General features: G+C 39.8%; 21 protein-coding genes and 1 other annotated feature. Of the genes, 1 reads left to right on the forward strand and 20 read right to left on the reverse strand.

All coding sequences use genetic code 11. The features are described from left to right. Positions 1-21: 21 nt before the first annotated feature. Entirely contained in the window at positions 22-1,143 is a 1,122-nt protein-coding gene (locus tag MKZ25_RS12675) for a LysM peptidoglycan-binding domain-containing protein (protein WP_340801822.1), read from the reverse strand. Between the two features lie 124 nt (positions 1,144-1,267). On the opposite strand from MKZ25_RS12675, the gene MKZ25_RS12680 reads away from it, so the two are divergent. Next, the gene (locus tag MKZ25_RS12680; RefSeq protein ID WP_340801823.1) at positions 1,268-1,795 is read left to right on the forward strand and encodes a transcription repressor NadR; all 528 of its coding nucleotides are present in this window, start codon (positions 1,268-1,270) and stop codon (positions 1,793-1,795) included. A gap of 51 nt (positions 1,796-1,846) precedes the next feature. Here MKZ25_RS12680 and MKZ25_RS12685 read toward each other — a convergent pair whose 3' ends face one another. The 19 genes from MKZ25_RS12685 to radC form a co-directional block, all read right to left on the reverse strand. After that, positions 1,847-3,139 (reverse strand): FtsW/RodA/SpoVE family cell cycle protein, encoded by a 1,293-nt coding sequence (locus MKZ25_RS12685; RefSeq protein ID WP_340801824.1) that lies wholly within the window; start codon positions 3,137-3,139, stop codon positions 1,847-1,849. Then, positions 3,129-3,524 (reverse strand): helix-turn-helix transcriptional regulator, encoded by a 396-nt coding sequence (locus MKZ25_RS12690; protein ID WP_340801825.1) that lies wholly within the window; start codon positions 3,522-3,524, stop codon positions 3,129-3,131. The genes MKZ25_RS12685 and MKZ25_RS12690 overlap by 11 nt, the downstream gene beginning before the upstream one ends. Further along, the gene (locus tag MKZ25_RS12695) at positions 3,517-4,062 is read right to left on the reverse strand and encodes a sigma-70 family RNA polymerase sigma factor (RefSeq protein ID WP_340801826.1); all 546 of its coding nucleotides are present in this window, start codon (positions 4,060-4,062) and stop codon (positions 3,517-3,519) included. Before MKZ25_RS12695 ends, MKZ25_RS12690 begins: the two co-directional genes overlap by 8 nt. A 451-nt stretch (positions 4,063-4,513) precedes the next feature. After that, positions 4,514-4,903, reverse strand: a complete 390-nt coding sequence (locus MKZ25_RS12700; protein ID WP_340801827.1) for a thiol-disulfide oxidoreductase DCC family protein — start codon at positions 4,901-4,903, stop codon at positions 4,514-4,516. Between the two features lie 10 nt (positions 4,904-4,913). After that, positions 4,914-5,786, reverse strand: a complete 873-nt coding sequence (gene pheA / locus MKZ25_RS12705) for a prephenate dehydratase (protein ID WP_340801828.1) — start codon at positions 5,784-5,786, stop codon at positions 4,914-4,916. A gap of 157 nt (positions 5,787-5,943) precedes the next feature. Further along, a complete protein-coding gene (locus MKZ25_RS12710) occupies positions 5,944-6,399 on the reverse strand; it encodes an ACT domain-containing protein (RefSeq protein ID WP_008405215.1) in 456 nt (151 codons plus the stop codon). 17 nt (positions 6,400-6,416) lie between these two features. Beyond that, the gene (obgE, locus tag MKZ25_RS12715; RefSeq protein WP_340801829.1) at positions 6,417-7,706 is read right to left on the reverse strand and encodes a GTPase ObgE; all 1,290 of its coding nucleotides are present in this window, start codon (positions 7,704-7,706) and stop codon (positions 6,417-6,419) included. A 12-nt stretch (positions 7,707-7,718) separates the two neighbouring features. Then, positions 7,719-8,234, reverse strand: coding sequence for a Spo0B domain-containing protein (locus tag MKZ25_RS12720; RefSeq protein ID WP_340801830.1), 516 nt, complete (start codon positions 8,232-8,234; stop codon positions 7,719-7,721). Positions 8,235-8,422: 188 nt separating this feature from the next. Then, positions 8,423-8,719, reverse strand: coding sequence for a 50S ribosomal protein L27 (gene rpmA / locus MKZ25_RS12725; protein ID WP_008405208.1), 297 nt, complete (start codon positions 8,717-8,719; stop codon positions 8,423-8,425). Between the two features lie 13 nt (positions 8,720-8,732). Continuing rightward, positions 8,733-9,074 carry a ribosomal-processing cysteine protease Prp gene (locus tag MKZ25_RS12730; protein WP_008405207.1) on the reverse strand — a complete coding sequence of 114 codons (342 nt, stop codon included), beginning with the start codon at positions 9,072-9,074 and terminating at the stop codon, positions 8,733-8,735. Positions 9,075-9,090: 16 nt separating this feature from the next. Continuing rightward, positions 9,091-9,399 (reverse strand): 50S ribosomal protein L21, encoded by a 309-nt coding sequence (gene rplU, locus MKZ25_RS12735; RefSeq protein ID WP_008405205.1) that lies wholly within the window; start codon positions 9,397-9,399, stop codon positions 9,091-9,093. Positions 9,400-9,413: 14 nt separating this feature from the next. Further along, positions 9,414-9,491 (reverse strand) — a sequence feature (ribosomal protein L21 leader region). Positions 9,492-9,536: 45 nt separating this feature from the next. Beyond that, positions 9,537-10,148: a site-2 protease family protein gene (locus MKZ25_RS12740; protein WP_340801831.1), complete on the reverse strand. Its 612-nt coding sequence runs from the start codon at positions 10,146-10,148 to the stop codon at positions 9,537-9,539. Next, positions 10,149-10,688 carry a hypothetical protein gene (locus tag MKZ25_RS12745; RefSeq protein WP_340801832.1) on the reverse strand — a complete coding sequence of 180 codons (540 nt, stop codon included), beginning with the start codon at positions 10,686-10,688 and terminating at the stop codon, positions 10,149-10,151. A gap of 217 nt (positions 10,689-10,905) precedes the next feature. Further along, positions 10,906-11,703, reverse strand: a complete 798-nt coding sequence (gene minD, locus MKZ25_RS12750) for a septum site-determining protein MinD (protein ID WP_340803018.1) — start codon at positions 11,701-11,703, stop codon at positions 10,906-10,908. A gap of 87 nt (positions 11,704-11,790) precedes the next feature. Continuing rightward, positions 11,791-12,459 (reverse strand): septum site-determining protein MinC, encoded by a 669-nt coding sequence (locus MKZ25_RS12755; protein WP_340801833.1) that lies wholly within the window; start codon positions 12,457-12,459, stop codon positions 11,791-11,793. Positions 12,460-12,550: 91 nt separating this feature from the next. Then, complete coding sequence (mreD, locus tag MKZ25_RS12760; protein ID WP_340801834.1) at positions 12,551-13,069, reverse strand: rod shape-determining protein MreD; 519 nt, start codon at positions 13,067-13,069, stop codon at positions 12,551-12,553. Continuing rightward, positions 13,069-13,986: a rod shape-determining protein MreC gene (gene mreC, locus MKZ25_RS12765; RefSeq protein WP_340801835.1), complete on the reverse strand. Its 918-nt coding sequence runs from the start codon at positions 13,984-13,986 to the stop codon at positions 13,069-13,071. Before mreC ends, mreD begins: the two co-directional genes overlap by 1 nt. 12 nt (positions 13,987-13,998) lie before the next feature. Beyond that, positions 13,999-15,015 (reverse strand): rod shape-determining protein, encoded by a 1,017-nt coding sequence (locus MKZ25_RS12770; RefSeq protein ID WP_079528052.1) that lies wholly within the window; start codon positions 15,013-15,015, stop codon positions 13,999-14,001. Between the two features lie 385 nt (positions 15,016-15,400). Beyond that, positions 15,401-16,099: a RadC family protein gene (gene radC / locus MKZ25_RS12775; protein ID WP_340801836.1), complete on the reverse strand. Its 699-nt coding sequence runs from the start codon at positions 16,097-16,099 to the stop codon at positions 15,401-15,403.

A 16,099-nucleotide genomic window follows, 5' to 3' on the forward strand; every position in this document is an offset into this window, starting at 1 on the left:
TCCAGCAATTTTCTTTAATTACTATTGACATGATTTCGGCGGATGTGGCATTTGTTGCATCTGAGGCATCGTATTTGCTGGATATGGCATCATTTGCGGCATTGTATTTTCTTGATACGGCATCATATGTGGCATTGTATTTTCTGGATACGGCATCATATGTGGCATTGTATTTTCTTGATATGGCATCATATGTGGGTGACAAGGGTTTGGTTGACGCATCATATGGTCAATTTCTTCATAATACTGGTGAACTAGGTGGTCCTTATCCTGGCAATGGTCTCTCTTCAATGAGGACTCTTCATGGAAAATCGGCTGCATCTGCATTTGCATCGGTACCGACATCGGCATTGGCTCCATATACATATTCGGTTGCATATGCATTGGGGATTCCATTGCCATTTGGTTACATTTCGAACATACTGGCATTTGTGGCATTGGCATTGGTTGCATCTGCATTGGAGATTCCATTGCCATTTGATGACATTTTGAACATACAGGCATTTGCGGCATTGGCATCGGCATCGGCATCGGCATCGGCATATGGTGACACGTTGGACACACAGGCATTTGCGGCATCGGCATTGGCATTGGCTGAATATATTGCGGCTGTTCGATAAAGATCGGTTGCGGTTGCGGCTGCGGCTGTTGAACAACCGGTTGCGGCGGCATTGGTGCTTGTTGCGGCGGCTGTACCGTCACCGTATTTTCAAATGTCGGCTGGACATGTACATTTGTTTGCCAGTTTGGCATTGGCATCGGCTGAGGTTGCTGGAAATAAATAATATCCCCTTGCCATATCGGTTTTTGCGGTTGTGGCATCGGCATCGGAGCCGGTACTGGAGCTGGGGCCGGGGCCGGCTTAACGATCTGCTCTTTTTTAGGCGCTGGAGCCGGGGCTGGTTTTGGCGCTGGAGCGGGTGTTGGTACCGGCTGCTCTTTAACAGACTTAGGCTGTTCCTTCACAGGTTGCTGCACTTCTTTTTTCGTAGTCGTGTCCGGTAAATAGATTTCCATTCCCGGAACAATATAGTCAGGGTTTGCTAAATGGGCGTTTAATCGCTTTAACTCATCAAAGCCAACCGCGTATTGCTTCGCGATTTTCCACAAAGTGTCTCCCTTTTGAACAATATGAACGCGCACTTCTTTCCTCCTTTTCTCGTAATAGCATATGCACAAATTGTGCTATTGCCACAATGTTCACGCTAAGCAAACGGTAAATATGATAAGATAAAAAGGAACTCGTATGCTAATTGAGGTGGATATATTGAAAAAATTATTAGGTGAAGAACGGCGTCTGGAACTGCTTGCATTGTTAAAAACTGCTGAACAGCCGATGACAGGTACGGATTTGGCGAAGCGTACAAATGTTTCAAGACAAGTCATCGTCAATGATATGAATTTATTGAAAGCACGAAATGAACCGATTGTAGCAACAAGCCAAGGGTATATTTATATGCATAACGTCCAGCAAAAACGCCTTCAGCGAAAAATTGTGTGTATGCACAATCCAAACGAAGCAAAAGAAGAACTTTTCATATTGGTCGATTGTGGGGTTACCGTCGAAAGCGTTATTGTCGAACATCCTGTATATGGAGAAATTACCGCTTCGATTATGGTATCTAACCGCTTGGAAGTTGAGCATTTTGTGAATCGCGTCCAGGAAACGAATGCTCTGTATCTTTCTGCATTAACGGATGGTACACACTTACATGTCATTAGCTCGACTTCTGAAGAGAGCCTGAATCTGGCCGAAGAGAAATTACGCCAGCGCGGGTTTTTGATTGAAAACTAATTTAAAACAGCTTATTCAAAAGACACTTGTCCGATGAATAAGCTGTTTTTTTTATGAATAATTCCGTTTTACTCCATACCTCGTGAATGTTTTCCTGCGATATACACTTAGTGCAATCCCGATGACAAATGAGTTTAATAGGAGAGATGTAAAACCATAACTTATAAAAGGAAGCGATAATCCGATAATCGGCAACCAGCCAAGGATCATCGCAATAGAATATCCAAACTGCATGCAATAAAAAGATACTGCTCCAATTACAAGCATTTTGCCATAGGAACGGGCTAATTGTTTTGCTTTCCAAAGTATACGAACTGCGATGGCGAATAAAACCGTTACAATAATAATCCCTGAGATATGACCAAATTTCTGAATTAGCAGTACTAAAGCAAAATCTGTATGGCCTTCCGGAATATAGCGAATCGTCTCAGCCCCAAACCATCCTGCTTCATTTAATGCATTTTTAACTGCCAAATAAACATAACCTTCCGTTGTCGCATAGCTGGCAGGATCCAAAAATGCGTATAACCGTACAAGCTGATATTCGTGCAGCCGGGGAATTATCAAGAACATACTGCCAGCTACAAACCCGCTCACAGCTAAACTTGTCACAATTTTTGTCTTGGCGGAATAACTGCTGACAAAAAACAATACCGTCACTACCCCTGCATAAATGAGGGCTACTATCAGGCTTGGTGCACGTAATATAAGCCACAACGGCAAAACAAATAAGACGCTTAGCTGCCAGATTTTAAGTTTTCTCTGCGTTAAAAAGCCTGCCCAAGCAATGATCAGCAATGGTAAAACGGTCCAGGCCTGAATTTGTAACGGTCCTACCATTAAATAGCTTTGCCCGTGCACCATAGCTGCAGGAAAATAATTTAACATCATTAACAAAATAAGTGCACCAAAATATATAGCCATGCTGAATCGTTCCAGCTTCCGATAATCGATGTACATCAGTGCTGCAATCAATATCACGGCACATACAAAGTGCAGCCATTTATTACGAATAAAATAATCGGTCATATCCGTTCCAAAAATGATGGTACTGTCAAATGTTACTATCGGGATAAAACTTGCACCTAACAGAATGGCAACTAAACCTATCAGCAGCCAGTCCACTTTCGGCCGATGAATTTTGTCCATCGATTTCCCGATTTCGGAAGGCGAACCCATTTCTTTAATTGCTTTTCGCTCCGCTTCCTCAGGTGTATACCCTTTTTTCATCCATGCATTTTTTGAATGTTCAATATGATGCTTTAATTCGTCATATACATGAACCTGAGCTTCCTTCGAACGAATAAATGCAGTTACTTTTCTTAAGAAGCTTTCAATCTGCATGCATACGAACCCCCATTAGACGTTCCTTCAATGTCAGTTTCACATGCCCGTCTTGCTGTAATTGTTTTTTACCGGTTTTCGTTAACTCGTACCGCTTAACGCCTTCCGTCCAATTGGCAAACACAAATCCATCGCTTTCCTGTTCATGAAGTATTGAATAAATCATCCCCTCATTGTTGACAACATCCTGTATTCCCCTTACATGGAGTAATTGCATAATTTCAATACCGGACCTTGCTTCGAAAAGAAGTGATAAAACAACTTTTTTCAACTCATCGACGCTTAACTGGCGCTGAATATTTTCTTTATGCTGCTCTGTAAATTTCGTGCTGGAAAAGGCAGTGCGATCCATCGCTTTTTTCAAGTTTTTTAAACGATCATCCATTTTCTTCACGCTCCAGATGTTTTTTTAATAGCTGCTTCCCTTTTCGAAGTCTTGTTTTTACTGTGTTCTCATTGATTTGCAGTACATCGGCCATTTCCCGCATCGTCTGATCTTCGTAATAACATAAATAAATCACTTCACGGTATTTGATCGGTAGCGCCATGACTGCCTTTACTAGGTTATCATCTTCCTGTTGCTGGATAACTTCCTGTTCAACGGAAATGCTGCTTTCCACTTGCATAAAAACTTCAGCATCTTTTGCTTCGACATTTTTGGCATACCAGCTTTTCAAATAATCTTTTGAATGGTTGATTGCAATGCGCCAAAGCCAAGTTTTTAACGACGAACCGTATTGGAATGATGGTAGTGCTTTGTAGCATTTCACGAAAATTTCCTGTGTCAGATCCTCGGCAACCGAGTTATTATGTACATATTGCATGACAAGCTTCAATACGTCTTCTCCGTAATGTTGCATTAATTCATCTATAATCTCTTCATTTGATAAGTTAACGGTATCATTTATTAAATAACTTTCCACCGGAATACCTCCTTTCACCAATTAGACGAGCCCCGTTACAGGAAAGTTTGTTTTTTTAATGGAACTTCCAATATATTTGCAGATTTTCTAAAATAAATTTTTATGTTCTAATAAAATGGCGGTTTTCTAATATACCGGCCGGATGTTCCAATATAGGATTCTTTTTTTCTAATATCGCAGCCGAATGTGCAAATATCGGTATGATTTGTGCTAATATCCCGCAGCAAAGTTCTATTATAAATGGTAAGCCTATTGTTTCAGCCTTATATATTAAAAAGTAAGCGTGCTGCATATTTGAAATTCTTGAAAGTTCTAATACCCTCACTACTTTTTCGAATAAATGGCCCAGTTCCTCTAATAAACGGCTCCACTCTTCTATTAAAAATGCCCCCAACGCAGCCGAACAATGAAAAAGTGCACTCAGCATGAAAGCAGAGTGCACCTGTATATTTTATAAAAATCGGTTTCGCTGTTCAGGTGACGGTAACATGCATTCCTGCTTTTTCCCGAACCATTTGTAGCGGTTTTTGGCTATCCAGCGATACACAGGATCTCGAACCGGTTTTGGTACAATGATAAATACATAAAACAGCTTCCACAAACCTGATAAATTCCGAGTGATTTTAAGCGCGGCCGTCGATTCCGTAAAATGCCTTTCCTCTTCTATAAACACAATACTATCTGTAGTTTCCGGCACATCATACTTTTTTAACAGAGCCATTCCAACTTCACTTTGAAGCGAGGCAAACTGAAATAATGCTTTCGGGTCACGTTGAATAATAAACTGGACGCTTGCATCACAGAAATTGCACTCTCCATCAAATAATAAGATTCGCTTCATATTTTTCACCTCATTCCGGTGTGGCGTATGTATAGTAAGTACCGAGTGACTTCACTTTGCAGCCTAGCGCAATCAGTTCTTCCATTGCACCTTTCATCATCGGTTCCTCTTCATCTGCTAGTATATCAGTAATGAAGAAATAATTCCCGAGCCCTGTTTTAAGTGGTCGCGATTCAATCTTGCTCAAATTCAGTTTACGCCATGCAAACACCGAAAGCACTTGATGAAGTGCACCAGATACATCTGTCGGTAATGTCAGCATAAACGTTGTTTTCGGTTGCGCCTGCAACGGTACTAAACCGTGCTTTATATTTTGCTTCGATAAAACGAAGAAACGCGTATGATTAAAATGGAAATCATGGATATTATGTTCAAGGATATGTAAATTATATTTTTCGGCGGCAGAAAGGTTCGCAACAGCAGCGATATAACGGTCTTCCGTTTGGGAAACTAGCTCTGCTGCGGCAGCTGTCGAAGCATATGATGTCTGTCTTACGTCGCCATGATTATAATATAAATACTTATGGCACTGGGCCAAAGCATGCGGATGTGAATAAATTTCCTCGATTGCCCCACTATTTTCCGCGAATTTTTTATTGACTAATAAATGCTGCTGGATTTTCGACATGACTTCAGCTGTAACGAAAAGATTGGATTCATGATACAAGTAGTCAATTGTCAGCGGGACAGAACCTTCCAGCGCATTTTCCACAGGGACAACCGCCAGCTCGACTTTTCCTTCCGATACGGCTTCAATGCATTCCGGGATGGATTTGTACGGGATATGCCAATCATGCGGGAACAATCCTTTTGTCGCTAAATATGTAAATGATGCTTCCGGACCTAGGTAAGCAACTCTTTTTTCCCAATTTTTTTCTGACATTAATAAGCACCTCGATTATAAGTTCTAAATTTTCTGGAAATTAACCCTATAGAAAAGCTGTCCAATATGCCCTAAAACCTATTGGACAGCAATTTTTATTTTATTATATTCTGATGTAATCGCACGGAGACATCTCCCTTTTCTCCATTGAAAAAAGTTAAAATGCGCCTGAACTGATCACTTCGGCAGATTCGATAAATTCAAGTTGATTTAAGCTACGAATAAGTTCATCCAGCTCATAAGACATGCTCGTCACATCTAAAGAAAGCGTCACATTGGCACGTCCTTGAATAGGAATTGTCTGGTGAATCGTCAGGACATTGCAATGGGCATCAGATACAGTTTCGAGTAATTTGGCAAGTGTACCCTTTCGGTCTTGTAATTGAATGAAAACCGTTAAAATACGCTCCTGCACAATCGAATGGAAAGGAAAAACTGCATCACGATATTTATAAAATGCGCTACGAGACAAATCCACTTCCTTTACCGCATCCCAAATGGAAGAAACAGATCCTTTTTGCAATAATTGTTTTGCTTCCAATGTTTTTTGCATCGCATCTGTCAGGACATCTTCACGCACTAAATAATATCGCTGATTTGCTACGTTTTTCATCGTCATCCCCCACTTAATTAGTCGACAAAGTCAAATTCGAATTCCATTAAACGTACAGTATCGCCATTTTGGGCACCACGTTTACGTAATTCTTCATCGACACCCATCGCACGTAATTGGCGAGCAAAGCGTCGAATACCGTCTTCACGGCTGAAGTCCGTCATTTTGAACAGGCGTTCGATTGTGTATCCTGAAAGAACATATGCACCATCATCATCACGCGAAATTTCGAAGTCGCCGCCTTGGCCTTCATGCTTGTACATTACGACTGCATCCGATTCTTCTTCAAGGACATCATGTAATAAGAATTCCGGTGTTACTTCTAAAAGATCCGCAATTTCAAACAGCAATGGCTTTAATCCTTGACGTGAAACAGCTGAAACCGGGTAAACTTTTATATCTTCTCCCACTTTCTTTTTGAACTCTTCCAAGTTCTCTTCCGCATTCGGCATATCCATTTTGTTTGCTACGACAATTTGAGGACGCTCAAGTAATCGTAAGTTATATTGTTCAAGCTCGTTATTAATTGTTACATAATCGTCATAAGGTTCGCGGCCTTCCATACCGGACATATCGATTACGTGTACAATTACACGTGTACGCTCAATGTGGCGCAGGAACTGCATCCCTAATCCGACACCTTGGTGTGCACCTTCGATTAGACCAGGTAAATCGGCCATTGCGAATGAACGGCCATCATCTGTTTCCACCATGCCTAAGTTCGGTACGATTGTTGTAAAGTGATAAGCACCGATTTTAGGTTTTGCAGAAGAAACAACAGATAATAATGTTGATTTACCTACTGAAGGGAAACCGACTAATCCAACATCCGCCAATACTTTCAACTCTAAAATTACTTCAAGCTCTTGACCCGGCTCGCCTTTTTCGGCTAATTCCGGTGCAGGGTTAGAAGGTGTCGCAAAACGGCAGTTACCGCGTCCGCCCCGGCCTGCTTTAGCAATTACAGCTTGTTGGCCATGTTCAACTAAATCGGCAATGACTGTTTTTGTTTCCGCATTCATCACAACTGTTCCCGGTGGTACTTTAACGATTAAATCTTCTGCACGACGACCGTGCATCCCTTTACTCATTCCGTGCTCTCCGCGTTCAGCTTTGAAGTGACGTTTGTAACGGAAATCCATTAATGTACGTAAACCTTCTTCTACTTCAAAAACAACGTTACCGCCACGTGCTCCGTCCCCACCTGCTGGACCACCATTCGGTACATATTTTTCACGGCGGAAGGCAACCATTCCATCCCCGCCGTCTCCACCTTTAACATAAATCTTTACGTGATCGACAAACATTTCTTTCACTCCTCATATGTGAAGAACATATTTCCAACTTGTATTCGTTTGTTCATATGTTTCCACATTAAAAATATTCTGTTCTATTGAAAATGGCGACTGTTCCCATTTTCCCTTTAAATGAAACGAAATATTCCATTTATCTTCATATGTTTCGATGTTTAACAGTAATTGATGCTCTTCATATGGATCAAGCTTGTCGTAAACATGAATAATTGTGTTTTCCAAGTATTGAACAATCGCTTCATCATACTTGCTTTGTATTGGTGCATTTACATTACTCGTCATGCTTAGTTGTAAAGCCGGATAGCGCCAACATAGGGTCTGAAGCCATTCCACTGTTTCCGCTAATTGAAGTCGATTGATGTTCGAAAGCATTTTACAATGTTCAGACTGATCAAAAATTACTTTTTTTGCCTCGTCCACTCGTCCTAAATCTAAGTTCATCTGGATTAAATGAAACTGATTCAAATAGTCGTGATTTGCAAAGCGCAATGCTTCACTTACAGTTAATTTTGAAACGGTCATTTTACACACCCCGTATTACAGTATTATTAGTATAACAAGTTTTTCATCAATTTTCCTTCCATACTTCATACCCATAACATATTCAATACTTAAGAAAATTTCAATCATCCATTTATAAAGGCATCTCTGTATTTTTGTGCAAAAATTTAAAAAGGACTGCAATAAATGCAGTCCTTTCATTGCAAGAATTATGCTTCTTGAGCTGTAGGGTATACAGATACTTTTTTCTTGTCGCGACCATAGCGTTCAAATTTAACAACGCCGTCAACTTTTGCGAATAATGTATCGTCACCACCGCGGCCTACGTTTGTACCTGGGTAAATTTTTGTACCGCGTTGACGGTAAAGAATTGAACCACCAGTAACAAATTGACCATCAGCGCGTTTAGCACCAAGGCGTTTAGACTCAGAGTCACGTCCGTTTTTAGTAGAACCTACACCTTTTTTAGATGCGAAGAATTGAAGATCTAAAGTTAATAATAACATTCTGTTCCACCTCCTAGATCATTTTATATTTCAATTCGATATATTCTGAATAGCTCGCAGTCATTGTATAGAACTGTGTCACCATTGTGTTCAGAATAACTTGTAATTTAGCGTCTGTTTCATCATTCAGTTCAGCTTGTGGAACAGTTACTTTTAAGTAACCGCCTTCAGCACCTTGTTCGATTTCAGGAGTAATTCCTGTAATTTGAGGGATTGCGTTTACTGCACCAAAGGCAACAGCAGAAGCACCTGCACAAACTAAATCTCGACCATAGATATCCGATAATGCATGTCCTGAAATTTCAAATCCATACGATTTACGATTTTCGTCACTATAAATAGTTACTGTAATCATGTCCATCACCTACTTATTAAGCGTTGATTGCTTCAACTACTAATTTAGTGTATGGTTGACGGTGACCTTGCTTACGACGGTAGTTCTTTTTCGCTTTAAGTTTGAAAACAGTAATTTTCTTTTGCTTACCTTCTTTAACAACTTTCGCTGTTACAGTAGCGCCAGCAACTGTTGGAGCTCCAACTTTAACTGTTTCTCCACCTACGAATAAAACTTTGTCAAAAGTTACGATTTCGTCAGCAGCCACACCTAGTTTTTCAACATAGATTTCTTGACCTGCTTCAACTTTGATTTGTTTACCACCAGTTTCGATAATTGCGTACATTAAAATGCACCTCCTCTTAGACTCAGACTCGCCCGGAATTGCAGGTGACCTATAAAGGTACTTAAACCTGTTCAGCGCGGTTGCAGTAGCACGGGTGCTACAAACAATAACATTAAAATACTACCACATCGAAATTATCAAGTCAACCGCTTCATTACTATTTTCTCAAAAGCAGAACGGTATTTCCGATATTTCCAATCTCCAATTACTTTGCTCCATAAAAAGAGGCTAATAATTACTAAAGATAATGATTGCGGCAATAAATATAATAGTACGATAATTGTTACAGTAAGTAAATAAAAAGAAGCCGTTAAATAAAATTCGAAAATTTTAGAAAACGGCCGCCACTTCAATATACTGTAACATACTATTCTTCCACCATCGAGGGGCCAAATGGGGATAAGATTAATGGCCAGAATAAACAACTGAACTTCTATTAATTTCGCACTCAGCATTTCAGGCAGAAATAAACTGATAAAAATCCCTAGACAAGTAGCAACCGGCCCTCCAATGGCGATAATGATCAGCTGATTATAGGAGAGCTGCAGTTCATCCTTAATCGTCATCTCCCCGCCGTACGGAACGATTTTACATTGTGTTATTTTCGCTCCGACAAGTTTTGCAGCGATAAAATGACCTAATTCATGAAATAATAGCGAAACAATAATAATGCTGTATAAAGCAATATCTCCATATAAAACAATTGATAAGAGCAGTAACAAAAATAATGGATGAATCGTAACCTTCATCTAAATCGGCTGTTCCTTTAGCCAGCGAATCGTATCTTCCATATTCAACACTTGCCCGTCACGTTCGATCTGAATGTAGAGTTCCCCGCTTTTTTTTGTTGCGACAATTGCTCCTTTTGTAACTGTCGTATAGGGCAATACATAAAAGTCGTCCACAAACCCAAACGTAACCGTATCGCCTGTATCATAAACAATCGAAACTGTTTTCCCGTTATATTTTGTATGACCTGTAAACACAATCATTCCATCATACAATGCATTTAATACAAACGGTTCATCATACACGAGTAAATATCCGTCATTAAAACGATCAATCGTCTGAAACAGCTGTAATTGACTAATCGATATATCTGCACTAACAGGGAGCTGCTGGTCTTCATTAGATAACATATTTACGACCGCCTTTCGCATCATGACTAAATCATCCGAACTGTAGACAACGGAATGGATGACACGTTTTGTAGCGATATCCCCATAATAATTACAGCTATAAACAATAACAAAGACAATACTCGCGATGAGCCACTGCCATTTTTTCAAGCTCACCATCCAATCTTTTTGCACTAGTATATGTTAGGAACGACAATACAATTCAAGAAAGCATGTACATATAGGGGACCTAATGGCGCGGGGAGCTGGCGGTTTAGCCTAGACGGGAAGTAACCCTGCTTCAAAGTGATCCAAATTGCAAAAACCTTTAATTTCATTAACAGAAAAAAAGCTGTACAGAATAATAGCATCCCATACAGCTTACTTCTTATTTAAACAATGCTTTCAGTTTTGCAAAAACGCCTTTTGGCTGATCATCTTCCAAGGACATTAACGGCACAGAATCCCCTAATATACGGCGAGCGATATTACGGTATCCCAATGATGCTTTATTATTCGGATTCATGACAATCGGTTCACCTTTATTGGATGAACTGATAACATCTTCACTATCGACAATGATTCCCAATAAATCAATCGATAAATGTGTCGTTACTTCTGTAATATCCATTGCATCACCGGTGTTCATCAAGCTTTTACGGATTCGGTTAATAATAAGTTTGGGCGGTTCAATCGGCTCCTGCTCCAATAGTCCGATAATGCGATCCGCATCTCTTACTGCTGAAATTTCGGGTGTCGTTACAACAATTGCACGGTCCGCACCAGCGACTGCATTGCGGTAGCCTTGCTCAATACCAGCCGGACAATCAATTAAAATATAATCAAATTCACGCTTCAACTCATCTATTAAAACTTTCATCTGTTCCGGGTTGATGGCGTTTTTATCCGTATTTTGGGCAGCAGGCAGCAAGTATAGACGTTCATCTACACGTTTGTCCTTTACTAATGCCTGATGAATTTTGCAGCGGCCCTCAATTACGTCCACTAGATCATAAATGATCCGATTTTCCAAACCTAATATAACGTCTAAATTACGCAGTCCGATATCCGTATCGACTAGACAAACTTTCTTTCCTTGAAGAGCCAATGCAGTCCCTAGGTTTGCAGTCGTAGTAGTTTTTCCTACTCCACCTTTTCCTGAAGTTATAACGATTGCTTCTCCCACATTAGCGGCCCCTTCCTTATATAAGGTAGCTTTTTGAGCTCCAGTATCATCAGTATTCTTAGAGAATAATAATTCTTCATCACTCATTTAGCTTCCTCCTTTGAATGTTGATAAATTCGGTCGTATATTTCTTATTTCCTGGATTCTATCATATGCTATTACATTATTTTCTCCAAGATAGGCAAAAATTTGATCGGTATTTTCCAAAATATATTGCGACTCGTTCGTCATTACTTCCACATAATTCCCAATTAATATATGTGTCGGTTCAAAATGGGACGCGGATACAATTGCCTGTTCATTGCCATCCATTCCTGCATGCACAATGCCCTTTAACTTACCCGCAATATGTACATTACCCCCTGCCTCAATACGCCCGTTTGGATTGACATCACCTAACACAAGAATATCACCAGTTACCCGAATTGTTTGTCCGGAACGCACAATTCCGACATATGTTTCAGAACGGCTTGTCTCAAGCAGTTTATGACTTTCTTCCAATGTAATGACATCACTTTGAATTTTCTTTACACATAGCTTTTGCTGTTCTTCCACAATCTCAGTAAGCTGATCTTTTTGCTCCTGTGTACAGTAACGTTTCCCTAAGTGCAATTGTACATCTATTTTACCATCAAGATGGCCGTCTGTAACTTTTTTTCCAAGTTCTTCTAACAATTCTGTAAAAGAACATTGATCATCCAAACGCAATACTAACCCATCTTTTGTTCCTTTAATATGGATAAGTTGTTTTTTCATAGCTTTTTCAAGTCACCTCGCGCTACATAATAACGAAAAGAAAACAACCGGATTATTGATCCGCTTTGTTTCTTTTCGTTTTTTTAAACTGCTATTGTGCCCGTTGAAATACACGAGCGTTAAGACAATATTTAAACGCCCATGCAAGCATTATCAAAAATAATAGATTACCAATTGTTGTCGGAACTAATCGATTCACTAGGAACGGCTGAAGCCCCATCGTTGTAAATTGGAGCATATAGAAAAATTCATATACAACAAATTCGAAAACAATCATTAGCAATAATGCCAAAATCGTAGAAAATACTAAATGTGGATGAACGCGTTTTACACACCAAGCCGCAATATAACAGATAGCAGGATATAAAACCGTATAAAGACCAATAATATTAATATAAAACACATCAAAACAAAGTCCAAAAATAAGACCATAAATCATGGCTTTTTTTCGGCTGTAATAAATGGATAGAAAAATTAAGTATAAAATTAAAAAACGCGGAATCAAATAATAGATTCCTTCGCCTAACTGTAATGGGGAAAATACGGCGAACTCGGATTCAAGTAAAAATAGCAAGACAGCAACGAAGCCAATTAAAAATCGAGCGAGCATTACTCATCCCCCTCATTTTCATCGGCCGGTCCATTTACTAAATCTTCATTTGTACTGCCGCCGTCGGAACCATCTACCGAAATTGTTTTGCGCTTAGCGATAATCACATGTTCAATCATTGAAAAATCTGCTGCTGGTTTGACATAGGCCATTTTCGTTAAACCGAAATCATCCGTTGTTACTTCTGTAATCTCACCGATTAAAATACCTTTCGGGAAGATTCCACCGAGTCCGGAAGACAATACTTTCCCGCCTTCTTTAACATCCACTTTAGAATCGATCCGCTTTAATAATAATTCGTTACGCTCAACGTCATAACCTTCTACTAAACCATGAATTTCCTTATTCTCCCCATCATGTACAACCGCTGATACACGATAGTTTTCATTATTCGTATAAAGCAGCTCCACTTCGGAAGTATACGGGGTTGCGATGACAATTTTACCAACTAGCCCTCGAGAAGTCATAACAGCCATGTTTTTTTCGACACCATGTGCTGTCCCTTTATTTAAAATAATTTTTTCTTCCCACTGATCAGGGTTTCTCGCGATGACCGTCGCCTGAATCGGGTCGAAATCACGCAAACTTTCCTCGATTGATGCGAGTTCACGCAATGAAGAATTTTCGGCCTTTAAAGTACTCACTTCCGCCTTTAGTACTGCAAAGTCTTCTAGACGCATTTTTAAGCGCTGGTTCTCTTCATACGTATTTAACAGCGAATCAATATTGCTAAAAATACCTGTTATGTAATTAGCCGGCTTTGCAACAAGCGATTGTGCAAAGCCAACTGTATCTTTAATAATTTTCTCGGGTAATGTTGCGTTATGACGATCACGTAAAGAGAAACCAATCAATGCCACTAGAAAAATCACGCTTACTAATAGTACAATTAACTTTTTATTAGAAAAATGTGGCACTGCCAGTCCTCCTTACTTCAATTGTTGTGCACGAATTAAAGCGATGTTGTCTAATGCTTTACCCGTTCCGATTGCAACACAATCCAGCGGATCCTCAGCAATAAATACAGGCATTTTTGTTTCGTCACTGATCACTTTATCTAAATTACGTAATAAAGCGCCACCGCCTGTTAAAACAATGCCACGCTCCATTACGTCTGCAGATAATTCAGGTGGAGTTTGTTCCAGTGTTTTCTTAACACCATCTAAAATAACAACAATAGCTTCATGTAAAGATTTTGAAATTTCATCTGATGTGATTTCAATCGTTTTTGGTAAACCAGTTAACAGGTCGCGTCCACGAATTTCCATCGTTTCGGCAGGTCCTTCTGCACGTGCCGTACCAATTTCTACTTTGATGCTTTCCGCTGTACGCTCACCAATTGTTAAGTTATATGTTTTACGGATATAGGCAATGATAGACTGATCCATTGCATCACCGCCAACACGTACTGATTCACTAGTAACAATACCGCCAAGAGAAATAACAGCAACTTCTGTTGTACCTCCACCGATATCAACTACCATCGAACCTGTAGGCTCCCATACCGGCAAGTTAGCACCGATTGCCGCCGCAAACGGTTCTTCAATTGTAAATGCTTCTTTTGCGCCTGCCTGACGGCTTGCATCAATAACAGCACGCTGCTCAACTGAAGTAATACCATATGGTACACAAATCATGACATTCGGTTTCTTCCAGTTAGAACCCGATGCTTTCATTGCTTCTTTTAAATAATATTGAATCATTGCTGTTGTAATTTCAAAATCGGCAATAACGCCATCTTTCATCGGGCGGATAGCCACGATAGAACCCGGTGTACGACCGATCATATTTTTTGCATCGTTTCCGACTGCTACAATATCGCCAGTTTTTGTATTTTTCGCTACTACTGATGGTTCACGCAATACAATTCCTTTACCTTTTACAAATACTAATGTATTAGCTGTGCCAAGATCGATCCCGACATCTTTATTCCCTAATCCAAACAAATTAAGTACTCCCTTTCTTATTAAAACGATTTCTAATTTATGATGCTAGCAAAATCATACGCTCTATTATAACGAATTACATCAAAAAATTATAGTGTTACAAGCACCGAATCGCGACTTTTGTCGAATGTTTTTTTCTACAACACTACTTTACTATTGTATTTCTATTTCCGTTACGAAACAAATAAAATTAATATGTAAGATTTAACAAAATCGCCACATGCTTATGACGAATATAACAAATAAAAGTTGCAATTGCGAAAATTGTCGACGAATACTTAAATCCGTAATAATTGTTATCGCAATGTAATAATATTCAATCTATAAAATACATACAAATTAAAAAGACAAACGATTAAACGTTTGTCCAGTTGCCTAGGTTTCCCTAGAAATATCCCTTTTCCTTCATACTTATAAATTGATGATCACCGATGATAACGTGATCGAGCAAATCGACTCCGACTATTTTACCGGCTTCATATAGTCTTGTCGTGACATCGATATCTTCCGGACTTGGTGTCGGGATGCCGCTTGGATGGTTATGGGAACAGATTATAGAAGCAGCGGAACGTTTTACAGCTTCGCGAAAAATTTCCCGCGGGTGGACGATGCTGGCATTCAGACTACCGACAAAGATGGTTTGCTTATGAAGTACCTGATTTTTTACGTTGAGAAAGAGACAGACAAAATGTTCTTGCTGTAATGATGTCATATCCTGCATTAAAAAGGTGGCTGCATCTTCCGGCGAGCGGATTGTAAAGCGTTCTTCCAAATCTTTTGATGCAAGTCGTCTTCCAAGTTCAATTGCAGCAAGCAGCAAAACTGCTTTTGCTTCCCCGATCCCTTTAATCTCGGTCATTTCTTCAAGTGTTGCATGCTTTAGATTATGCAATTTTTCGAAGTTGATCAATACCCGATTGGCTACTGTCAATACAGATTCTCTTTTTGTTCCGGTGCCGAGTAATATCGCAATGAGCTCCTGATTCGACAAACTTCTTGCACCTTGGCGGATGAGGCGTTCACGCGGGCGGTCTGCTTCATGTACGTCATGGATTTTCATATTCATTAACGGTTGGACCGTCAT

Source organism: Solibacillus sp. FSL W7-1464 (assembly GCF_038004425.1).
In the GTDB taxonomy this organism is placed as follows: domain Bacteria; phylum Bacillota; class Bacilli; order Bacillales_A; family Planococcaceae; genus Solibacillus.